The sequence below is a fragment of the Pseudomonas sp. REB1044 genome (assembly GCF_038813925.1).
Classification (GTDB): domain Bacteria; phylum Pseudomonadota; class Gammaproteobacteria; order Pseudomonadales; family Pseudomonadaceae; genus Aquipseudomonas; species Aquipseudomonas boreofloridensis.
Genome location: NZ_CP046139.1, coordinates 2818724 through 2840354, shown reverse-complemented (window position 1 = coordinate 2840354; position 21631 = coordinate 2818724). Strand labels below are relative to the sequence as shown.

Below are 21631 nucleotides of genomic sequence, written 5' to 3'. Positions count from 1 at the left end.
TCATTTGAGAGCGTGTGTCGACATCGAGTCGCTAAAAGAGGCGAAATAGGGGTAAATGCCTCATCAGCAGGATTCGACCAAAGTCGAGGCGCTGATCCATCGCTGCGGCTATTCAACCTTTGAGTTCATGCTGCTTTCGATAGGCACCCGGTTGCACCCCGACCGCCTTGGCGAAGGCTCGGGTAAAGGCCGCCACCGACTGATAGCCGGCCTGCGCGCCGACCTGTTCCACGGTATTGCCCGCGCGCAGCAACTGGCAGGCATGGCGCATGCGCAGCGCCAGCAGCACTTGGCCTGGCGACTGTCCGGCCAGTTCGTTGAAACGCTTGAAAAAGGCCGAGCGCGACAGACCGGCGCAGGCCGCCATGCTTTCCAGGGTCCAGGGCTGGCCCGGCGCATCGATCAGGCGTTCGAGCAGTCCGGCGAAGGCCGGCTGGCGGGCGAGGGCGATCAGGCCACCCAGCGAGTCTGCACCTTGGCCATGCTGGCGCAGCACGTAGAGGAACAACAGGTGAGTGAGGCGTTCGAGCAAGGTCTGCGACGGCGCGGGTACCCGTCGGCACTCTTGCAGGATCAACTCGAACAGCGCCCGCGCGGCACTGCCGGCAGGGTCTTCGGCGCGCAGCACGATCCAGTCGGCCAGCCCCTCGACGATCAGCGACGACAGCCCGGACTGGAACTGGAAGAAGCCGCACACCAGGCCCACACCGTCGCCGGCCTCCAGGTCCAGGGGCTGCATGCTGCGTCGCGGCTGGGCGCAGGCGTCGTGCGCATCGGCGTCGCTGGACAGCCGGTAGGGCAAGTCGCGCAGCAGGAACACCGCATCGCCGCTGTCCAGGCGCAGCGGCTCGGGCTGGCCGTCCAGGTGCAGCCAGCAATGCCCCTGGACCACCAGGTGGAAGCTGGCGCGGCCCATCCCCTGCGTGCTGGCGTGCCAGCCGCCGCAGTAACGGCCCACGTGGAACAGGCTGGCATCGAACTCCAGACCCTCTAATAACCAATCGACGAGATGGCAAGACGAAATCATCTAATGCAAAGACTCAGGAGCAAGGAAAGGCGACTGATGAATATGGATGCGGCTTCTTATAACCAACAGACTGTAGGGACACTGTCAAAGGAGACCCGTCCATGTCCTCGCGCATTACTCTACACACTCTGCAGAGCGCCCCGGAAGCGGCGCGCCCGTTCCTCGAGAGCGCGCAGAAGAATTCCGGCTTCATCCCCAACCTGCTGGGCATCCTGGCCAACGCCCCGGCGGCACTGGAAACCTATGTGACCGTGTCGGCACTCAATGGCAAGTCCGAGCTGACCTTGGCCGAGCGTGAAGTGGTGCAGTTGATCGCCGCGACCAATCACGGCTGCGATTTCTGCGTGGCCGGCCATACCGCCGTGGCCCTGAACAAGGCCAAGCTGCCCCCAGCCGTGGTCGATGCCCTGCGCGCGCGTGGCGAACTGCCCGATGCGCGCTACGAAACCTTGGCCGCATTCACCCGCGAAGTGATCGCCACCCGTGGCAATGTCAGCGACGCCACCTACCAGGCTCTGCGCGACGCCGGCTTCACCGAGGGCAACGCGCTGGAAGTCATCTTGGGCGTGAGCCTGGCGACGCTGTGTAACTTTGCTAATGTGTTCGCCCAAACGCCGCTCAACGACCAACTGAGCCAATACCGCTGGCAGCCCGAGGCGTAATCCGCGCCCGTTGCCGGCACCCGGCGTGATCAAAGGAGTAGGGACATGCTTGATACTGCATTTCGTCACTGGCTGGATGCCAATGCCGAGGCAATCGACCAGGGCCAGTGCGACCCGCACCGGGTCCTGGCGCACATCGCCGAATCGCAGGTGCTGCGCGTCGGCATCGCGCCGGCGCTGGGCGGCAGCGGTGGCGACGTCACTGATGCGGTGGAGGCCATCGCCGCCATCGCCAGCCGTTCGCTGGCCTCGGCGTTCGTCTGCTGGGGGCAACGCGCCTTCATCGAATACCTGTCACACAGCCCCAACGAGGCGCTGCGCGAGCGTCTGCTGGCCGACCTGCTGAGCGGTGAATTGGCCGGTGCCACCGGCTTGTCCAACGCCATGAAGTTCCTCTCGGGCATCGAGGCCCTACAAGTGCAGGCGCGTGCCCAGGCCGATGGCTGGATTCTCGAGGGCCGCCTGCACTGGGTCACCAACCTGCGCCAGAGCGGTTTCGTGGTGGCCGCCGCAATCGAGGCCGAGCAGGGCCAGGCACCCTTCGTCATGGCCATTCCCTCCGCCAGCGTGGGCCTGGAGCGCTCCGACGACCTGCAACTGATGGGCCTGCAATCGAGCAGCACGGCTGCGCTGGCGTTCCATCAAGTGCAACTGGACCGCAGTTGGCTGCTGCACGACAACGCCCGCGAGTTCCTGCCGCGCGTGCGCCCGGCGTTCTTGGCGCTGCAATGCGGCATGTCCATCGGCCTGGCGCGACGTGCTCTGGATGAGGTGCGCGAGCACTTGCAGGGCGTGGCTCGTTCCTCGCCGAGGCCGAGCAGGTGCTGCGCGAGCGCCTGGAAAATACCGTCGGCGAGCTCAAGCAAGGCCTGCTCGATGGGCGTTTCCTGGCCCAGCCCGCGGCGCTGTTCAAACTGCGCATCACCTTGGCCGAAAGCGCCGCCGATGCTGTGCAGATGGAGCTGCAGGCCAGCGGCGGCAAGGCTTACCTGACCGCCTATGGCGAAGGCTTCGCCCGCCGCTGGCGCGAGTCGGCGTTCGTGCCGATCGTCACCCCGAGCCTGGTGCAACTGCGCGCCGAGCTGCAGCGCCAGGCGGCCAGTGTATGACCGACGTGCTGCTCGAAGCCCGCGCCATCAGCCTGGGCTACCCGCGCGACGGCGGCTGGCACGCGGTGCTGGAACATTTCGACCTGCGCCTGGCGCCTGGCGAGGTGGTGACCATCCTGGGGCCAAGCGGCGTTGGCAAGTCCAGTCTGCTGCGGGTGCTGGCGGGGCTGCAGCAGCCTGGCGGCGGCAGCGTGTCGCTGCATGGCCAGCCGCTGCAAGGACCGCACCCGCGCCTGGCCGTGGCCTTTCAGGACCCGAGCCTGCTGCCCTGGCTGAGCTTGGAGAAGAACGTCGCCTTTGGCCTGGATTTCGCCCGCCAACCGAAGCTGGCCGCTGATCAGCGCCGGGCGCGGATCGACCATGCCATCGAGGCGGTGGGCCTGAGCCATGCGCGCAACCAGTACCCGGCGCAACTCTCCGGCGGCATGGCCCAGCGCACTGCGTTGGCCCGCTGCCTGGCGCGTCAGCCCGAAGTGCTGCTGCTCGACGAACCCTTCGGGGCGCTCGACGAAGTCACCCGCGCCGACATGCAGCAACTGCTGCTGCAATTGATCGCCACGCACAATACCGCGGCGGTGCTGATCACCCACGACATCGACGAAGCGCTGCTGCTGTCGGACCGCGTGCTGCTATTGGGCAATCACCCGGCGCGCACCTTGGGCCAATGGCACATCGACCTGCCGCAGCCGCGTGCACAGCGGATCGAGGAACTGGGCGCGCTGCGCATCGACATACTGAAAACCCTACGGCAGGCAAGCCGCCCCACCTCACATCCTTCCTCACCCCTGTCGTCGGAGTCCGTTCATGTGCATGGATGATTGCTGCTCTTCCTCTTCACGTCGCGATTTCATCAAGCTCAGCGCCATGCTCACTGCCGCCGGCGCCCTGCCGATGCTGGCGAGCCTGCAGGCGCGCGCTGCCGCCGAGCCGGATGCGCCGGTGCGCATCGGCTATTTGCCGATCACCGACGCCACGCCGCTGCTGGTGGCACACAACAACGGCCTGTTCGAGGCCGAGGGCATCAAGGCCGAGCGTCCGGTGTTGCTGCGCAGTTGGGCGCAGGTGATCGAGGCGTTCATCTCCGGGCAGGTCAACGTGATTCACCTGCTGTCGCCGATGACCGTGTGGGCGCGCTACGGCAGCAAGGTGCCAGCCAAGGTGGTGGCCTGGAACCATGTCGGCGGCTCGGGCCTGACCGTGGCACCGGACATCACCGACATGGAGCAACTGGGCGGCAAGACCGTGGCGATTCCGTTCTGGTACTCGATCCACAACGTGGTGCTGCAGCAGATGCTCGCCGACAGCGGCCTTACCGCCGTCTCCAAACCGGCCACTGCGGGGTTGGCGGCCAACGAAGTGAACCTGCTGGTGCTGCCGCCGTCGGACATGCCACCGGCCCTGGCCAGCAAGCGCATCGCCGGCTACATCGTTGCCGAACCGTTCAACGCCCTGGCCGAGAACCACAAGGTCGGGCGTGTGCAGCGCTTCACCGGCGATGTCTGGCGCAACCACGCCTGCTGCGTGGTGTTCATGCACGAGCACGACCTGAACAATCGTCCCGAGTGGTCGCAGAAAGTGGTTAACGCCATCGTCAAGGCCCAGCAGTGGACCCGCGAGCACCGCGCCGAGGCGGCTGCGCTGCTGTCCAAGGCCGGCCCGAACAATTACACCCCGCACGAACCGGCCGTGCTGACCAAGGTCCTGGCGCCCTCGGCAGCGGACCGCGCCGCCTACCTGGCCAGCGGCGCCATTCGCCATGCGCAGTGGGATGAACGACGCATCGACTTCCAGCCGTACCCGTTCCCCAGCTACACCGAGGAACTGGTCAAGCGCCTGAAAAACACCCTGATCGAGGGCCAGAGCGATTTCCTCGCAGCGCTCGATCCTGCGCAGACGGCCCGTGACCTGGTCGACGAACGCTTCGTGCGCAACGCCATCGCCGCAGTGGGCGGGCCCTCGGTGTTCGGCATTGCCGACAGCTTCGAGCGCAGCGAGGAGTTCGCGGACTGATGCGCAAGCCTGTGATCCATGCTGCCCTGGGCCTGGCCGGACTGGTGGCGTTGTTGCTGTTGTGGTGGGCCGGGGTGCGGGTGTTCGGCGAGGCCGATGGTTTGTCGGCGCGTTTCTCACCCCAGGCCACCTTGGCCAGCCTTGCCGAGTTGCTGGCGCACGGGGAGGTCTACGGGCACATCTGGGTGAGCCTCAAGCGCATCCTCATCGGCCTGCTGCTGGCGTTATTGATCGGCGTGCCGCTGGGGCTGCTGGTGGGCAGCTACCGGCACCTGGAGGCGGCGACCACGCCGGCCTTCCAGTTCCTGCGCATGATCTCGCCGCTGTCGTGGATGCCGGTGGTGGTGATGCTGATGGGCGTGGGCGATCAACCGATCTACTTCTTGCTGGCCTTTGCCGCGCTATGGCCGATCCTGCTCAATACGGCGGCGGGGGTGCGTCAGCTCGACCCGCGTTGGCTGCAGCTGTCGCGCAGCCTCAGCGCCACGCGCTGGGAAACCCTGTGCAAGGTGATCGTCCCCGGCGTGATCGGCCATGTGCTGACGGGCGTGCGCTTGGCCATCGGCATCCTGTGGATCGTGCTGGTGCCGTGCGAGATGCTTGGCGTCAGCGCCGGGCTGGGCTATTTCATCCTCGACACCCGCGACCGCCTGGCCTATTCGGAACTGATGGCGATGGTGCTGTTGATCGGTGCGCTGGGCTTTTTGCTCGACGCCCTGGCGCGTGGACTGCATCGGCGCTGGGTGCATGCCTGAGCGTCAGTTGCCCGCGCCATGGGCCGCCAGGCTGAAAGGCGCCAGGTCCACTGGCGGCTGCGTCTGGACGATCAGTCGAGCGAGGCCCTCGCCGCTGGCGCAGGCCAGGGTGAAACCCAGTGGGCCGTGACCGACATTGAGCCACAGGTTGTCCAGGCCCGGCGCCCGGTCGATGATCGGCTTGCCCAGCGCAGTGGCCGGGCGCAGGCCCGCCCAGGCTTGGATCTGGCGCAAGTCCAGGGCGGGAAACACTTCGCCGACCTGCCGCTTGAGCAGGGCGATGCGGCGCTCGGGGGCGTGCGCTGTGCGTGCGCCCAGATCCACCATCGCAGCGATGCGCAACGAATCCCCAAGCGGCGCGTAGAGGATCTTGCGGCTGGCATCGGTGATGCTGATTTTCGGCAGGCTGAGGTTCTCGTTCGGCTGCACGCTCAAGGTGTAACCGCGCAGGGGGTAGAGCGGCAGGTCGATGCCCAGCGGCTTGACCAACGGGACGCTGGCGATACCGCAGGCGATCACGAAACCATCGGCCGGCAGGCGATCCTCGCCCAACCTCAATGCGGCAAGCCGCGAACCGCGCCGCTCGAAGCCGCTGACCGCTTCACCCAAGTGCAAACGCACGTTGCGCATCCCCTGTAATTGCCGTTTCACACCCTCGCAGAACAGACGGCAGTTACCGACCGCATCCCCTGGCGTGAAGATCCCGCCCGCCAGACGTTCAGCCACCGCGGCCAATGCCGGCTCCAGTACGGTGCACTCACTCGCGCTGAGCACCTGGTGACGGGCGCCGGCTGCCTGCTGACGTTCGAGCAGTCTCGCGGCAGCGCTCAATGAGGCGGCGCTGCGATGGATGATCAGCTTGCCGCTGTGGCGCAGGTCGAAGTCGATGGGGATGTGCTGCAGCAGCTCCGTCATCAGCGTCTGGCTGCGCAACGACAGGCTGAGCATTTCGCCGAAGGTCTGCTCGACCCGCGATGCCCGGCACGCTCGCAGGAACGCTAGGCACCAACGCCACTGCCGAGGGTCCAGGCGCGGGCGCAGGTGCAGGGGGGCTTCGCGCGACAACAGCCAGTGGGGCAGGTGGCCCAGCACCGACGGGTCGGCCAGAGGCGCGACGTTGTTGTAGCTCAACTGCCCGCCATTGGCGAAGCTGGTTTCCAGCGCCACGTCCTGGTTACGCTCGACCAGCGTGACCTCGAGCCCGGCCCGCGCCAGGTACAGCGCGCTCGACAGGCCAATGACGCCTGCGCCCACTACCACGACGTGCATGCCATGCCCCCTGATCCGTGATCCGCTCCCAAGTATGGCCGGGAATCTCAATGGGTGCGTGGTCGGCTCTGACTCAACGCGGTATACGCCGCCCTGACCTCATCGAACCCGTAGCGCGCCTCCAGTCGCTTGACGATGAAATGGCCGCGCGCCATGTCCTGGTAGAAACGGGTGAACAGGGTATTGATCGTTGCCCCGGTCACCGCGCCGATGACCGGCACGGCCTGGGCGGCGAACTTGCTGGAAATGGTCACCCCGAAGCGCGTGGCGACTTTCTCGATCAGCAGCGCCAGCCACTTGCCGGCCTGCGCCGGATTGAGGTTCTTGACCGCCGAGGCGCCCTGGCGGGCGGCGATTTCAGCCAACTCGCGGGACACATGCTGCAAGGTGCGGCTGGTGAAACTGCGGGTCAGGTAGTAGCCGGTTTCGGCGGCGTCGTCGCTGTCGCTGGGACCGCCCAAGGCGAACACTTCGATGCACGCCTGCTTGGTGCTCAGCTCGCTCAGGTCGAAGCCTTCGCTGCGCGCCACGTCCGCGACGGCGCGCATCATCAAGGTGGTGGACACCGGCAGTTCGACGAACAGCGCCGGGGCACCGAAAGCGCCGCCGAGCGCGCCGCAGGTGGCGGCGTAGAATTTATGCAGGCGTGTCGAGGCGGCCGTGTGCGGACGGTTGTCCAGGCTCCACAGCGCCGCCTCGGCCGACGTGTGCAGCGCAGCCTTGACCGCGCCGTTGATGCGCTTGGCCACCGGGCCGGGCAGGGCCTTGACCGCGCCTTCGATGGGCGAGCCGATCAAGGCCGAGAGCTTGGCGGTGAGCGAAGGCGACTCGAGCAGGGCGACGGCGCGCTTGAGGTCGTTGTAGTCTTCGGGGTGGTCTTGGATAGGCACCAGAGTCTCCAGGGCGTGTCGGGCATTAGGTCGGCGGGATAGTCTTCTGACCTTCGCGTGGCGCTGATTTCACCCGCAGCGGACAGATGGATTATTTTTGCCGCAGACCGTGGCGGTCAACACGGCATAATTTTCTGCGCGCGGCTTTCGTTACCCTCAGAGCTGCCCTGGGTCCAGAAGGACCGGGCCACCATCATCCCAAGGAGATTGCCAATGACTTCCGTATTCGACCGCGACGACATCGTGTTCCAGGTTGTGATGAACCATGAGGAGCAGTACTCGATCTGGCCGGACTACAAGGCGATTCCCGCCGGCTGGCACGCCGTGGGCAAGAGCGGGCTGAAAAAAGAGTGCCTGGCCTACATCGACGAGGTGTGGACCGACATGCGTCCGCTGAGCTTGCGCCAGAAGATGGCCGAAGCGGCGGCGCAGTAAGCGGTGAGCGCACTCAACCTGCTGTGCCTGCCGTACTCCGGTGCCAGCGCCATGGTCTACAGCCGCTGGCGGCGCAAGCTGCCGGCCTGGCTGCAGGTGCGTCCGGTCGAGCTGCCGGGGCGCGGTGCGCGACTGGCCGAGCCTTTGCACACCGACATGCAGGGCCTGGCCCGACAACTGGCCAACGAGCAGCGCCTGGCCGCCAGCACGCCCTATGCGTTGCTCGGCCATAGCCTCGGTGCGCTGCTGGCCTTCGAGCTGGCCCATGAACTGCAAGCCCTGGGTTGTCCGCCACCGGTGGCGCTGTTCGCCTGCGGCACGGCCGCGCCCACGCGCCGCGAAGGCTATGACGGCGCCAACTGGCGCGAGCCCAGAAGCGACGCCGAGCTGATCGACGAACTGCGTGAGCTGCAAGGCACGCCCGAAGACGTGCTGGCCAACCAGGAGCTGATGAGCCTGACCTTGCCGGTGCTCAGGGCCGATTTCCTGCTGTGCGGACGCTACGCCTACCGCCAGCGCGCGCCGCTGCGTTGCCCGCTGCACGTGCTCGGCGGCACGGACGACCGCGCCACCGAGGAGCAACTGCTGGCCTGGAGCCGGGAAAGCCTGGGCGAGTTCTCGCTGGAGCGATTCCCCGGTGGGCACTTCTTTATCCATGAGCATGAGGACCGCGTGCTGGCCACGCTGACCGCAGCCTTGGAGCCCCATCGCCTGACAGCGTGATTGACGCGGCCCTTGTCCTGCGGGAGGCTGGGGGCTTTCTTCAGGACAAGGGCCGTCCCCATGCTCATCGATCCCCGCCAGGCCACGCTGCTCGTGGTCGATATCCAGGAACGCCTGATCGGCGCCATGAGCGACCCGCAGGGCATGCGTGAGCGCGCCCGCTGGCTGCTGGCCGCCAGCGCTGAGCTCGATGTGCCGACCGTCATCTCCGAGCAGTACCCCAAGGGCCTCGGCCCGACTCTGGGCGAGCTCAAGGCTGCCTCTCCCCAGGCCGAGGTGGTAGAGAAGTTGCATTTTTCGTGCGTGGCTGGCGACTGCCTGCCGCCAAGCCTGCTGGCCCGCGAGCAGGTCATCGTCTGTGGCATGGAAACCCACGTCTGCGTGCTGCAGACCGTCTTGGGCCTGTTGGCGCTGGGCAAGCAGGTGTTCGTGGTCGAGGATGTCTGCGACAGCCGCACGCCGGCGAGCAAGGCGGCGGGTCTGGCGCGCATGCGCGATGCTGGGGCGCAGATCGTCACCGGCGAGATGGTGCTGTTCGAGCTGCTGGGCAGTGCCAGTCATCCGCTGTTCCGTCATATCAGCAAAACCTACCTGGTGGGAGAGCGCTCCTGAACCGCGTGTGGTTGGCCAGCGCGGTACTGCTGCTGGCCGTGCTCCAGGGCTGCGCCGGGCGTCGGGAGCAGGCGCCGAGCGCCGACCCGGCCCAGGTGCGGGCCGAGCTTCTGCGTTTGTTGCCCACCACGCTCAAGGACCGCCAGGGCTGGGCCGAGGATATCCAGGTGGCTTTCGCTGCCCAGCGCCTGGAGCCCAGCCGCAGCAACCTGTGCGCGGTGCTGGCGGTGACCGAGCAGGAGTCGACATTCAGCGCCGATCCGCAGGTGCCGAACCTGGGGCGCATCGCCCGTGAGGAAATCGACCGCCGCGCCGCACGCTTGCACATTCCCGGTCTGCTGGTCGACGGTGCGCTCAATACCCGTTCGGCTAATGGCCAGACCTACCAGCAACGCTTGCAGGCAGTGCGCAGCGAAGGGCAGCTCAGCGCCCTGTTCGACGACTTCCTCGCCGGCCTGCCGTTGGGCGAGTCGCTGCTCGGCGGTTTCAACCCGGTGCGCACCGGCGGGCCGATGCAGGTCAGCGTCGATTTCGCCCAACGCCATGCCCGGGACTACCCCTATGCGCACGAGGGCAGCCTGCGTCAGGAGGTGTTCACCCGCCGTGGCGGCCTGTACTTCGGCATCGCCCACCTGCTGGGCTACCCGGCCCACTACGAGCGGCCGCTGTATCGCTTCGCCGACTACAACGCCGGCTGGTATGCCAGCCGCAACGCGGCGTTTCAGGCGGCGCTGAGCCGGGTGACGGGCACTGCGCTGGCGCTGGACGGCGACTTGATCGCCCCGGGCGCGTTGCTGCCGGGCACCACGGAGCGCGCCGCACGCCGCCTCGGCACGAAGCTGGGGTTGCGCAATCCGCAGATCCGCAGCCAGTTGGCGCTGGAAAACAGCCTGGCGCTGGAAGACAGCGCGCTGTATCGCGGCGTGTTCGCCCTGGCCGATGCCCAGGCCGGTAAGCCGCTGCCGCGCGCGGTGTTGCCTGGGATCGTACTGCAGAGCCCGAAGATCACCCGCACGCTGACCACCGCATGGTTCGCCGAACGGGTGGATGGGCGCTACCAGCGCTGTTTGCAGCGCTGAGGGCAGGGGCGGACTTGGCCTTCTACGCGTGTGATCCATGAGCGGGCTTGATGGGTACGAGCAACGCAGGGCGCTGAACGTTGAGCCCTGATCGCAACCTTTCAGGCGCTCCCCGCCCGTCTACCGCGCAGCAGCAGCGAAGCCAGCGCGCAGCCGGTGAGCGCCAGGCACGCCAGGAAGAACGCGTCACTGTAGGCCATCAGATAGGCCTCGCGACGGACCGTCGTCGCCAGCATTTCAAGCATCTGCTGCGGATGGGCCAGCCAGGTCTGCTGGCCGATCCGCTCTTGTACGCCTGCGGAAAACACCGTCACATGCTCATGAATACGCTCGCTGTGCACCCGCTCGCGGGTGGCGACGATCTGCGTCAGCACCGCCGTGCCAATGGCGCCGCCGAGGTTGCGCAGCATGGAGAACACCGCCGAAGCCGAGCCCGCCTCGCGTTTGTCCAGCCCGGCGACCGCCAGCACCGACAGCGCGACCATGATGAACGGCTGGCCAATGCCGCGCACCACAGTCGAGGGTATGATCACGTTGTCGGCGCTGTCGGCCGTGAGGCTCGCACCCAGCCAGCAGCCCAGCGCCATGATCAGAAACCCGCTGGCGACCATGAACTTGGCGCTGGTCCACTGCATCAGCCTGGGCATCAGCGGCGCCAGCAGCAGTTGCACCAGGCCATAGGCGATCAGCGCCACGCCCACGTCGCGGGCGCTGAAGCCCTGCAACTGCGACAGATAGTTGGGCACCAGGAACACCAGCCCGAAGGTGGCCGCGCCGAAGATGAACATCGCCACGCTGGCCACGCCGAAGTTGTAGTGCCCCAGCAACCGCAGGTTAATGAAGGCGCGCGTGCCCAGTAGCTGGCTGAGCACGAACACCACCAGGGCGATACCCGCCATCAGGCTCATACCGAGGATGTAGGAGGAACTAAACCAGTCCAGACGACCACCTTCCTCCAGCACGATCTGCAGCCCGCCCAGGCCCAGCACCATCGCCGCGATGCCCAGCCAGTCGCCCTTGCGCAGCAGTTCCAGGCGCAGCGCACGGGCGTCGATGGACCAGGTGATGGCTGCCAGCAGTGCCACCCCGGGAATCAGTTGCAGGTAGAAGATCCAGCGCCACGAGTAGGCGTCTGTCAGCCAGCCGCCCAGCGACGGGCCGGCGGCCTGGGCCACGCTGTTGGCCAGGCTGAACAGCGCCATGCCCATGGGCATGCGGCTGGGCGGCAGCTCGGTGATGATCAACTGGAACGACAGCGGAATCAGCACCGCCCCCGCGGCGCCCTGGATCACGCGCAGGAGAATCATCGCCTCCAGGTTCGGCGCCCAGGAGCAGGCTACCGAGGCCAGCAGGAAAATGAACGAGCCGGTCCACATCACCCGGCGCAGGGAAAATACCTCCACCAGCCAGGCGGTCAGCGGAATCATGACGATTTCCGCCACCAGGTAGGCCGTGGAGATCCACGAGCCTTCCTCGAAGCTGGCGCCCAGCGAGCCGCGGATTTCCGGCAGCGCCGCGCTGGTGACGTGCACGTTCATCCCAGCCATGAAGCAGCCCAGCAGCCCGCCCAGTACCGCCACCCAGGCGCGCAGCGAGACCGTGCGTTCAGTGCTCATCGCCAGGCTCCGCGCGGGTGTCGACGCTGGTCAGCACCGACATGCCGGGCAACAGGGTGATGCCCTCGGCGGGGTTGTCGAGCAGGATACGCACGGGAAAGCGCTGGACGATCTTGGTGAAGTTGCCGGTGGCGTTGTCCGACGGCAGCAGGGCGAAGACATTGCCCGAGGCCGGCGAGAAGCTGGCGACCCGGCCGTGCAGGCGCGCCTCGGAAAAGCTGTCGACGCGGATCTGCACCGGTTGTCCGGGGCGCATACGCGCCAATTGGGTTTCCTTGTAGTTGGCCACCACGTAGGCCTGCTGCACCGGCACCACTGCCAACAGCGGTTGGCCCGGCACCACGTATTGACCGGCACGCACGCGGCGCTGGCCGACCACCCCGGCGATGGGCGCGCGGATCAGCGTGTCCTGCGCGTCCTGCTCGGCCAGCGTCTGCCGCGCCTGGGCCTGGACCAGCGCCGCCTGCTGCTGCTCGAGCACTGCGCCCGCCTCGGTGGCGCGCGCCTGGACCATGGCCAGGGTCGAGCGCGCCTCGCGCCACGCCGCCTGCGCGCCTTGCCAGTTGGCCTCGGCCTGGTCCGCACTGGCACGGGCGCTTTCCAGGCGCTGGGCGGTCGCGGCGTGGTCGCGCACCAAGCCACGATAGCGCGTGAGGTCCAACGCACTGCGGCGACGTTCGGCGGCGGCACTGCGTTGCGTGGCCTCGGCCTTGAGGATCGCCTCGCGCTGCTGATGGATGCCCTCGGCGGCGATCTGCTGTCTGGCCTTGGCGACGTTCAGCGCGGCCTGCGCTTGCGTCACCGCCGCCTGCGCCTGGTCGAGACGGGCGCGGTAATCGTCGCTGCGCAGCTTGACCAGCACGTCGCCGGCGTGCACCGGCTGGTCGTCTTCGACCATCACCTCGGCCACATAGCCGGCCACCCGTGGGCTCAGGGCCACCCAGTCGGCGCGCACGTAGGCATCGTCGGTGGTTTCCAGATAACGCCCGGTGCTCCACCAGTGGCCACCGTAGGCCAGCACGGCGAGGCCCGCCAGGCCGGCCGCGCCGGCCCAGAACAGGCGGCGACGGGCGGCCTGACGCTTGGCATGGGCGGTGGCAAGCGCATCGTCAGGGGTTACGGCAGTGTTCATGGTCGCACGTCCATTTCGGTGGTTTGCCAGCGCCCGCCAAGGGCGCGGAACAGGTTGACCTGGGCCTGGGCCAGGCGACCGCGCGCCAGCACTCGCGTGGCGCGCAGGGTGATCAACTCGCGTTCGCTGTCGAGCAGGGCGAGGCCGTCCAGGCTGCCGGCGCGGTAACCGGCGTCAGCCAGGGCGTAGCCGCGCTGGCTGTGCTGCAGCGCCGCATCCAGGCCCTGCACGTGGCGTCGTTCGCCGTCGTAGCGGGCCAGCGCCTCACGCACGTCCTTGAGGGCGGCCAACGCCACGCTGCGGTAGTGCGCCACTTGGCCGTCGGCCAGCGCCCAGGCCTTGTCGAGGCGGGCGCGGTTGGCCTTGAGGTTGGGAAACTGCCAACTGATCAGCGGGCCGATGGCGAAGGTCATGGCGCGGCTGCTGCCGAGCCGGTGCAGGTGTGAGTCGGCGGCGGTGAATGCGGCGCCGAAGCTCACCTGCGGATACAGGTCGGCCTGGGCGATGTCGATCTGCAGCCTGGCAGCGTGCAGTTCGCGCTCGGCCTGACGCACGTCGGGGCGACGTTGCAGCAGGTGCCAGCCATCGCCCACGGGCAAGGGTGCGGACAGCGTGGGAATGACCGTGCAGCGATCGAGCGGGCGGGCATTGGCCTGGCCGCTGAGCAAGGCCAGCTCGAAGCGGGCGATCTGCTGCCGGGCTTCGAGCATCGGCATGCGCGCGCGCACCTGCTCGCGCAGGCCCAGCAGTCGTTCGCTGTCCAGTTGGGTGGTCACGCCGGCCTGCACTTGGCGCTCGCTCAGGCGCACGCTGCGTTCGAGCGAGTCCAGGGACTGCCGGGCCTGGACCAGGCTGGCGCTGGCCACGCAGTGGTCGAGGTAGGCGCGGGTCGTCTGGGTGGCCACTTGCAAGCGCACCTGTTCGAGGGCGGCGCGGCCGGCCTGGGCCTGGGCGCGTGCCCGTTGCAGGCTGGCCTGCACTTGGCCCCACAGGTCGAGCTGGTAAGCCAGTTCGATGCCGGGGCTGAACTGCCACTGGCTCGGCGCGTGGCGGTCGTTGACCTCGGCCAGGGTCTGCTCGTCGCTGCGCTTGCCGTAGGTGGCGCCCAGGGTCAGCTCGGTCGACGGCCAGCGTCTTGAGTCGATTTCGCCGATGCCGGCCAGCAGGGCCTGGACGTTGGCTTCGGCCTGGGCCAGGTCCTGGTTGTGCGCCAGGGCCTGCTCGACCCAGCGGTTGAGCTGCGCATCGTCGAACAGCGCCCACCAGCGTTCGGGCAACGGGCGTTGCTCAACACCGGCTGGCAGATCACGCAATGGCCCGTCCGGTATCACGGCAGGCGGGTCTTGCGGCGCAGGTGGCCCGGCGCAGGCGGCGAGCAGGACGAGCGCGCCAAGGGTCAGCCCGCAGCGGGCAGGGTGGCGCAAGGGAAAAGGTGGAAACATCGCATCGGTCGCTCGAAAGGTCGTGCTGCAAGCTTAAGGAGCCCGACCCCCAGGGTGCTGTCGCCAACGGGACAAGCCCGCGCGCAGTACGGACAACCTGAGGCTCAGCGATCCTGCGCCTGCGCACCACCCAGCACGCCGAGCTGCCAGTCGCTGGGTGCATGCCCGAGAATGCGTTTGAACATGGCGGAAAAGGCGCTGGCGCTCTGATAGCCATGCTCCAGCGCCACGGCCAGGATCGGCCTGCCAGCGGCCAGGTGCTGCTGACTGAGCATGACCCGCGCCCGCGCGCGCCATTCGCCGCAGGACATGCCCAACTCGCGCTGAAACAGCCGCGCCACGTTACGGGCGCTCATGTTCAACTGCGCGCCACAAGCCTCGAGGCTCAGTTCCTGGGAAGGCTCTTCGAGGAAGCGCTCGCACCAGGCGCGCAGACGGGCATGCTCGGGCATCGCCACGAACCCTTCGACGCGGCGGGCATGGGCCAGTTCACGGCGGATCAGCGCCCGCACATGTTCGCCTTCCTGCGCGCCGAGCATGCGCGAAGCGGCGAGGATCAGCTCGCGTAGCAGCCCCGACACCACGATCAGTTGGCAGCGCTCGGCCTGGCCGTCGAGCAGCAGCGTGCGCAGGCACACCGCACCTTGCATGTGCAGGGCGTGGCTGACCCCAGCCGGCACCCACAAGGCGTGGCCGCCGGGAATCACCCAGTTGCCGCGTTCACTGCTCACGCGCATCACGCCGCAGGCGGCGTAGATCAGTTGATCTTCGGCGTGACAGTGGCTGGCGATGTGTTCGCCAGATCGATAGTCCATCTCCAAGGCTTGCATGCACGAGGCTCCAATTTATTGGATCCAATCATACGTGGGCGCAGCGCGCATGGCTTGCTAAGAGTGGTGTGGATTTGAGATCAATCGCCTCTGTGTGCCGTCCCTAGCGCTCAGAAGGGTGAATTATTGCGTGATCCAGGCCGTTCAAGCAGGCTGCGTGGCAGCGCTGTTGCTCACGTGGCGCCCAAGCACCAGCACGGTGACGAAGCCGCAGCCGACCAGAGCCGTGGCCAGGCTCAGCAGCATCGGGCTGCCGAACTGATCGACGATGCGCCCACCGAAGAACGAACCCAGGGCGATGATGACCTGGAACATCGCCACGAACAGCGGCATGCCGCGCTCCACGTCCTTGGGCGCGACCACGAACATCCAGATGTTGGCGCAGGCTGGAAACGCGCCGAAGGCGAACCCCCACAAGGCAATCAGCATCAGCGCACCGGTCAGACTGGTGGCAAAGGCGGGGAACAGCGCGGTACTGGTGCCGATCAGCAGGGCAACCAGCAGCAGGGTGTAGCGCACGCTGCGGCTGGCGGCATAGCCGGCGAACAGGTTGCCGATCACCCCGGCCACGCCGTACAGCAGCAGCAGCGAGCCGATGGTCGGCCCGTCGAAGCCGGCGCGTTCCTTGAAGAACGGCGCGACGTAGGTGTAGGCGGCGAAATGTGCCAGGCCGATCAGCAGCACGGCGATCAGGCCCACCCGCGCCAACGGATTGAGGAACAGAGCCGGCAGGTCGCTGACCCGAATGGCCTTTTCCGGGGTCAGCCGTGGCAGCAGGAACACCTGGGCCAGCAGCACCGGCACGCCCACCAGCGCTGTGACCAGGAAAGTCATGCGCCAGCCCATCAGGCCGCTGAGCCAGGTGCCCACCGGCACCCCCAGCACGGTGGCGAGGGTCACGCCGGCCATGATGATCGAGTTCGCCTGGCCGACGCCGACGCCCCGTGGCGCCAGGCGCCCGCTCAAGGCGATGGCGGTGGCCCAGAAGCCGCCGATGCTGATGCCCAGCAGCACGCGGCCGAGCAGCAGCAGGTTGAAGTCGCTGGCGTAGGCCACCACGGCGTTGGCCACGATCATGTTGAACGTCAGGCCTACCAGCAGGTAGCGGCGATCCAGCGCGCCGATGCTCACCGACAGCAGCGGCGCAGCGAGGGCAGCCATGATGCCGGGCAGGGTGACCATCAGCCCGGCGTGACCGGCGCTGATACCCAGGTCGGCGGCGACATCGTTGAGCACACCGACCGGGAGGAATTCGCTGGTCACCAGGGCAAAGGCGCCGACGGCCACCGAGAGGATCGCCAGCCATTGCTGGAGCAGGCTTTGTTGCGCATGTTCGGGACGGCCCTGATGGGCCGGGTTCGGGCTTGGCATGATACAGATTCCAAGAAGAGGTCGCCTGGGGCAGGCGAGTGAGGCAGGGGAAAAATGGAAGGCGATTATAGGAGGGCCTGCGGCCTGCTCCATAAGCAGGCCGTTCGATAGTGATCATCAGTCAGATCGATGGTGCGTGCCGCGCTTCAGCGCGTTGAGACGACAGGCGTCGGCCGACACGAGGCGTTCAGTGGGTGAGGACTTTGGCCAGGATACGCCAACCCTTGTGCAAGGTTCTGCCGCATGTGGGTGATGCCAAGGATAGAGGGTCGCAGCAGACGGTGGCATGAACTGCGGGATTCGACCTGACCGTGAGTTGTCTTGGAGGCATGGCGGGTTCGCAGGTCATGGCCGGCCACTGGGGAGTCGGCTGATCGATGTGCAGCACTTTGAATGAAGCCCTGCCGTGCTCCACGTTGGGGATGGCAAGTTCGACGGTCATTCCAGTCAATGTAGTGAGGGTAATTCGGACATCGATAACTTCGTCATGAACGCCGTTGCACAGCAAACGAGTGATTTCATTACCGAACAAACCGGCGCCCTCGTTTTGCCCCCAGACATCGCCGTTATGTAGAGATGCCGTGACCTTGATAGTGCCTCTCGTATCCTTGAGTTTCAATGCAGACATACTCCTGTCAATGGCAAGGGACCCAGTGGCTCGTCTCGATGATCCCGGTAAGGTATCAGTTAAAAAAGGTCGAATGACTCCAACTCTGGAGCATTGGGTCAAAGGGGAGAGTCATTCGACCAAAGCACAGTTGGGAGCAACTGAGGATGGAACCGTCACAATTATGGCGGTAGCGCTTTCACGGGCCAATTGAAATTACTAACCGCGCTATTGGAAAAAACTATAGGGTTGCGAGCGTGCGATGCTCAGTTCTATAGTGACTGCCACTTGACGTTCTGTCGGGTGAGTGATGAAGTCAGCAGAAAACGTGCCGTATTTCCACGGCGCCCTTATTGAGAGGCGGTGATGCAATGAGTAAATATACGGTGACCTGTTTGCACTTGCACAGTCTGGCCCTTGGGCAGTTTGGTAAGTTGACTGCCGAGATCCAATTGCCAGCGGGTTCGACGACCCACTATTCAATCCCCGCACCGGTCAAGTTGGAGCACATGAGTATCGCTGAACTGAAAGCGTACATCCTCAGGGATTTCGAGATGGCTAATCAGGATTGACCGATCCCCGGGATCGGCCTCTATAGAACTAACGTCATGCGCATTCTCGGGCTATCTGCAGCAAGGGATTTGGCATAAGACTGTGTTCATAGATGAGTATTTTGGCCCCTGTCGGTACGGCATAGACATCGATTACTTCATCGGCATGAACAGTACTTGGCACGACAATTTTCTCGTGTCGAGAGCCCTGTGAATGTTGCGCCAAATAGTGCTGTGAGTGTAACTTCGACATTAAACATATGCCGTAATTCCGTGGTGTTTTGTCCGTACTCAATGCCAGTGATGGTGTGTGCGGTGTCAATGAGCAGCCCGTCAGAATGGCTAAGATCATCCCGGCGCTAAAGGGTGCTAAGTTTATTCGCTTATTCATGGTCGGCTTGCGCTGTAGTACTATGGGTTAGGTCATGATTATTACCTTTCAGTGCGTTTTTTGAAGCGGTTAGTGATGATGTTCATTATTGCCGTGAGCGATAGAGCTGGTCCAACGCTTCTGCCACAGTGGCCTCCATGAGCCTGCTGAGCGTCGCTCGGGCTTGTCAGACTGCTGTGCGCCTCGGCAGCAAGTGCGTTGTATCGAAGGAGATGATAGTGGCTAGCACTGGGTTAAATTTTTTGGCACGGTGCGTTGCGCGTAGTGTGAGCCCAAGACCCCGAACACTTGACGAGACGGGGAGGTCATCAAGGTGAACATCCTGGGACTCATGGATGCGCTTCACGGTCTGGCTGCCATTGGTTTGGCCGGAGCGGTCATTCTGGCATTGGGCGTTCCATGGCTGGGCTTTCTGCCGTTCTGAAAACGCTGGAAAAGCCTCGTCTGAAACGAGGCCAAGTGACTGTCGTCAGAAATCGTCACTAATACACCTGCCGGTGCAGCATCGAAATGCCTTGAACGGTGCGAATTTGCGAGAAGCAAGGTGTATCGCCGACTTAACAATCGAGCAGTGCCGCAACCGCTGTGAAGGCTTCTTCGCGGCGGTGCGACCAGTCGCCGCCGATCACTTTGAAGGGCTGGTTGTGCGAGCGCAGCCAGAGCAGGCTGTCGTCGAAGAACGCCTGGCGCTCTTCGAGCCGCGGTTGGCAGCGTTGACCGTCGGCGATCCACTCCACGCCTTCGGGGCTCAGCAGCAGGTGCAGGTCGTAATGGCGTTGCAGCAACGCTTGCTCCAGCCAAGTCGGGCAATCACCGAACAGCGCGCGGCTCCAGAGCATGTTGCTCAGCAGATGAGTATCGAGGATCAGCAGCTGCGGGGCCTGGGCGCGCGCCTGATCTTCCCAGGCCAATTGCCCCGGGCGATGGGCGCAATATCGGCGTAGCAGGTATCGCGCTGCTCGACATCGATGAAATGGCGCACGTACTCACCCACCGTCACACCGCCGAAGCGCCGTTGGATCTCGCCGCTCAGCCAGCTCTTGCCGCTGGACTCAGGGCCGCACAACACCAGAACCTTCATGCGCTCGCCAGCGCCGGGTCGCGCCGCCACGCCACCCAGCCGCGCACGGCGATCAGGGTGAACAGGGCATAGAGTGCCGCCGTCAGGTACAGGCCCTTGTACAGGAACAGGCCGACGAAGATCACATCGACCACGAACCACAGCGCCCAGCACTGCAAACGCTTCTGCGCCATCCACACCTGCGCCACCAGGCTGAAGCCGGTGAGCGCCGCATCCAGCCAGGGTTGCGCGGCATCGGTCCAGTGCGCCATGGCGGCCCCCAGGGCGATGCTGGCCAGCAGTCCCACGCCCAGGCCGCGCATGAGTGTCGGTGTATCCAGGCGCGAAACCTGACGGGCCTCTTCGACTCGGTCGGGACGTGTCCACTGCCACCAGCCGTACAGGTTGAGCACGGCGTAGACCAATTGCAGGAGCATGTCCGAGTACAGCTTCACGTCGTAGAAGATCCAGCTATAGAGCACCACCATCACTAGGCCGATCGGCCAGCACCAGATGTTCTGCCGGACGGTGAGCCAGACAGCAATGACGCCGAGCACGGCGGCGAACAGTTCGAGGCCGGACATCGGCGCTCCTTGGGGAGGGGAGGGGGCGCGATTGTAACCTGCAAATGCGTAGCCGGTAACGGGCGCGTCGGGCCTGGTATGACTGGTATTTCTGCCAGTAGTGAGGTTTGCAGGTGGGCCATAGGATGACTTGACACCTGATCAACCGAGGGTTGTCACCCATGAAACGATCACGATTCCGCTTCATCCTTGCCTGCGCAGTACCGATGTGCGTGTCTACCGGTGCGATATCGGCTGACCAATGCGAGGCCGTCGCCAGCGAGGTGACCCAGTGGTACAACAAGACGGTTGATGCTTGCGGGCGCAACCCGGCCGTCGATTGTTCCGGTGTGATGATTCGCGGCACCAAGCGCGCCGATGCCCACAAGGGCGAGCGCTACGACGTGTGGAACCCCAGCCCGGCCTCTGAAAAGTCAGGAGGCGTGTCGGTGTCGTGGATGCGTGCCGACAAGATCGGCTATGAGGACCCCGGCTTGGGCTACACCGATGGAATAATCTTTACCCCACGCGATTATGTGGGCGAAGGGCAGAAGAAACTCGACGTCTATTGTGCCTTTCCAGTCGATGCCTGGAGCGACTACCGCGACAGCCGGGGTTGCGGTGACAACCGCACCACTCGCCGCACCGAAGCCAGTTGTCAGTCGGCGAAGCTGACCAACGCACAGGATTGGCGACAGTATTTCGACAAGCTGCACGAAAACAAAGGTGGTCGCCATCGTCGCGAGCGTCAATGCTCGTTCGATATGAACGGACGCCTCGATGCCAGCGCGCGCCGTGATGCATTCGCCTCCTTCATCAAAGCGCGCCAGTCGATCGCCGACACTCGGACCGGGCGTGAAGTGCAAACCGAATTGCGCCTGGTGAGCTGGAAGGCCGATGAACCCGTACCGATCGCCGCCTTCTTCTACAGCGAGTCGCGAGGATTGGGCGCAGCGCAGCGTAACCAGCAGGACTATTACGCGAAGACCGGCAATTGGGTGCCGGTGATGCGGATGGACTTTCCCAAAGACGCTTCAGCCAAGACGCGGTTCGCCTGTGAGTCCAATGCCCAGTTCCTCAAGGCGGACGGCAGCCGCGCTAATGCTACATGCAGCCAGTACGTGGAAAGTGCCGAGTGGATCCGCCGCTACGATCCGGGTTTCCGCAAGAATGTCTGGACCTTATCGGTCAAGCCGACCCGTTGCGGCCGCAACGTCGAACGCGCTGAAATCGATGCGATGTATGCAGAGCTCAAGAGCCGCTACGGCAGCGACTCGCGCTGGAAAGATTACGACCGTGGTTCACGGCGCAACTCCATGGCCACTCAATTGAGTTGCCATGTGTTCGGCAAGGACAAGGTCGGCAACCCGATCCGCTACAAGTCCACCTATAACCTGGAGCCGGTACGGCCCTTCGTGAACGAGGAGCAGGCCGAGAAAGTCGGTTGCAATCCCGTTTCAGCGTGAATGACTCGGCCCATCGTCCGCCGTTTGCGCG

At 65.3% G+C, this 21631-nt stretch carries 20 protein-coding genes and 2 pseudogenes; 11 read left to right on the top strand and 11 right to left on the bottom strand.

Annotation, left to right across the window (positions count from 1 at the left end; genetic code table 11):
• Window positions 1-112: 112 nt before the first annotated feature.
• Window positions 113-1027 (bottom strand): AraC family transcriptional regulator, encoded by a 915-nt coding sequence (locus tag GKC70_RS12885; protein WP_317870694.1) that lies wholly within the window; start codon window positions 1025-1027, stop codon window positions 113-115.
• Window positions 1028-1128: 101 nt separating this feature from the next.
• Here GKC70_RS12885 and GKC70_RS12880 point away from each other — a divergent pair, with 101 nt between their 5' ends.
• From GKC70_RS12880 to GKC70_RS12860, 5 genes and pseudogenes are all read left to right on the top strand, one after another.
• Window positions 1129-1689 carry a carboxymuconolactone decarboxylase family protein gene (locus GKC70_RS12880; protein WP_029614370.1) on the top strand — a complete coding sequence of 187 codons (561 nt, stop codon included), beginning with the start codon at window positions 1129-1131 and terminating at the stop codon, window positions 1687-1689.
• A gap of 45 nt (window positions 1690-1734) precedes the next feature.
• Window positions 1735-2798 (top strand): annotated as a pseudogene (locus GKC70_RS12875) (acyl-CoA dehydrogenase family protein).
• Complete coding sequence (locus GKC70_RS12870; RefSeq protein ID WP_342648862.1) at window positions 2795-3616, top strand: ABC transporter ATP-binding protein; 822 nt, start codon at window positions 2795-2797, stop codon at window positions 3614-3616. The pseudogene GKC70_RS12875 and the gene GKC70_RS12870 overlap by 4 nt, the downstream one beginning before the upstream one ends.
• Complete coding sequence (locus GKC70_RS12865) at window positions 3603-4808, top strand: ABC transporter substrate-binding protein (RefSeq protein WP_342648861.1); 1206 nt, start codon at window positions 3603-3605, stop codon at window positions 4806-4808. The genes GKC70_RS12870 and GKC70_RS12865 overlap by 14 nt, the downstream gene beginning before the upstream one ends.
• The gene (locus GKC70_RS12860) at window positions 4808-5563 is read left to right on the top strand and encodes an ABC transporter permease (RefSeq protein WP_116888118.1); all 756 of its coding nucleotides are present in this window, start codon (window positions 4808-4810) and stop codon (window positions 5561-5563) included. Before GKC70_RS12865 ends, GKC70_RS12860 begins: the two co-directional genes overlap by 1 nt.
• Before the next feature lie 3 nt (window positions 5564-5566).
• Here the strand turns inward: GKC70_RS12860 and GKC70_RS12855 are convergent, their stop codons facing one another.
• Window positions 5567-6832, bottom strand: coding sequence for a D-amino acid dehydrogenase (locus tag GKC70_RS12855; RefSeq protein WP_317870689.1), 1266 nt, complete (start codon window positions 6830-6832; stop codon window positions 5567-5569).
• A 47-nt stretch (window positions 6833-6879) separates the two neighbouring features.
• Window positions 6880-7734, bottom strand: coding sequence for an EcsC family protein (locus GKC70_RS12850; RefSeq protein WP_052192026.1), 855 nt, complete (start codon window positions 7732-7734; stop codon window positions 6880-6882).
• A 201-nt stretch (window positions 7735-7935) separates the two neighbouring features.
• On the opposite strand from GKC70_RS12850, the gene GKC70_RS12845 reads away from it, so the two are divergent.
• The 4 genes from GKC70_RS12845 to GKC70_RS12830 are packed head-to-tail and all read left to right on the top strand — an operon-like array spanning window position 7936 to window position 10571.
• Complete coding sequence (locus GKC70_RS12845) at window positions 7936-8157, top strand: MbtH family protein (RefSeq protein WP_029614377.1); 222 nt, start codon at window positions 7936-7938, stop codon at window positions 8155-8157.
• 3 nt (window positions 8158-8160) lie between these two features.
• Entirely contained in the window at window positions 8161-8880 is a 720-nt protein-coding gene (locus tag GKC70_RS12840; protein WP_039577466.1) for an alpha/beta fold hydrolase, read from the top strand.
• Window positions 8881-8940: 60 nt separating this feature from the next.
• Window positions 8941-9492 carry a hydrolase gene (locus tag GKC70_RS12835; RefSeq protein ID WP_342648860.1) on the top strand — a complete coding sequence of 184 codons (552 nt, stop codon included), beginning with the start codon at window positions 8941-8943 and terminating at the stop codon, window positions 9490-9492.
• Entirely contained in the window at window positions 9489-10571 is a 1083-nt protein-coding gene (locus tag GKC70_RS12830) for a DUF1615 domain-containing protein (protein WP_342651516.1), read from the top strand. Before GKC70_RS12835 ends, GKC70_RS12830 begins: the two co-directional genes overlap by 4 nt.
• Window positions 10572-10672: 101 nt before the next feature.
• On the opposite strand, the gene GKC70_RS12825 is transcribed toward GKC70_RS12830, so the two are convergent.
• The 6 genes from GKC70_RS12825 to GKC70_RS12800 all read right to left on the bottom strand — a co-directional run bounded on the left by GKC70_RS12825 (window position 10673) and on the right by GKC70_RS12800 (window position 17581).
• The gene (locus tag GKC70_RS12825; RefSeq protein ID WP_342648859.1) at window positions 10673-12187 is read right to left on the bottom strand and encodes a DHA2 family efflux MFS transporter permease subunit; all 1515 of its coding nucleotides are present in this window, start codon (window positions 12185-12187) and stop codon (window positions 10673-10675) included.
• Window positions 12177-13319 carry an HlyD family secretion protein gene (locus tag GKC70_RS12820; RefSeq protein WP_317870686.1) on the bottom strand — a complete coding sequence of 381 codons (1143 nt, stop codon included), beginning with the start codon at window positions 13317-13319 and terminating at the stop codon, window positions 12177-12179. Before GKC70_RS12820 ends, GKC70_RS12825 begins: the two co-directional genes overlap by 11 nt.
• The gene (locus GKC70_RS12815) at window positions 13316-14761 is read right to left on the bottom strand and encodes a TolC family protein (RefSeq protein ID WP_342648858.1); all 1446 of its coding nucleotides are present in this window, start codon (window positions 14759-14761) and stop codon (window positions 13316-13318) included. Before GKC70_RS12815 ends, GKC70_RS12820 begins: the two co-directional genes overlap by 4 nt.
• A gap of 104 nt (window positions 14762-14865) precedes the next feature.
• On the bottom strand, window positions 14866-15591 hold the full coding sequence (locus GKC70_RS12810; protein ID WP_342648857.1) for a helix-turn-helix transcriptional regulator: 726 nt from the start codon (window positions 15589-15591) through the stop codon (window positions 14866-14868).
• 144 nt (window positions 15592-15735) lie between these two features.
• Window positions 15736-16962, bottom strand: a complete 1227-nt coding sequence (locus tag GKC70_RS12805; RefSeq protein ID WP_295485269.1) for an MFS transporter — start codon at window positions 16960-16962, stop codon at window positions 15736-15738.
• A gap of 187 nt (window positions 16963-17149) precedes the next feature.
• Window positions 17150-17581 carry a hypothetical protein gene (locus tag GKC70_RS12800; RefSeq protein WP_342648856.1) on the bottom strand — a complete coding sequence of 144 codons (432 nt, stop codon included), beginning with the start codon at window positions 17579-17581 and terminating at the stop codon, window positions 17150-17152.
• A gap of 359 nt (window positions 17582-17940) precedes the next feature.
• On the opposite strand from GKC70_RS12800, the gene GKC70_RS12795 reads away from it, so the two are divergent.
• Window positions 17941-18141, top strand: coding sequence for a hypothetical protein (locus GKC70_RS12795; RefSeq protein WP_342648855.1), 201 nt, complete (start codon window positions 17941-17943; stop codon window positions 18139-18141).
• Window positions 18142-19068: 927 nt separating this feature from the next.
• Here GKC70_RS12795 and GKC70_RS12790 read toward each other — a convergent pair.
• A pseudogene (locus tag GKC70_RS12790) lies at window positions 19069-19592 on the bottom strand (AAA family ATPase).
• Window positions 19589-20155 (bottom strand): nicotinamide riboside transporter PnuC, encoded by a 567-nt coding sequence (gene pnuC, locus GKC70_RS12785; RefSeq protein ID WP_317870677.1) that lies wholly within the window; start codon window positions 20153-20155, stop codon window positions 19589-19591. The pseudogene GKC70_RS12790 and the gene pnuC overlap by 4 nt, the downstream one beginning before the upstream one ends.
• Before the next feature lie 161 nt (window positions 20156-20316).
• Here pnuC and GKC70_RS12780 point away from each other — a divergent pair, with 161 nt between their 5' ends.
• Entirely contained in the window at window positions 20317-21600 is a 1284-nt protein-coding gene (locus GKC70_RS12780; RefSeq protein ID WP_342648854.1) for a DUF2599 domain-containing protein, read from the top strand.
• Window positions 21601-21631: the final 31 nt, after the last annotated feature.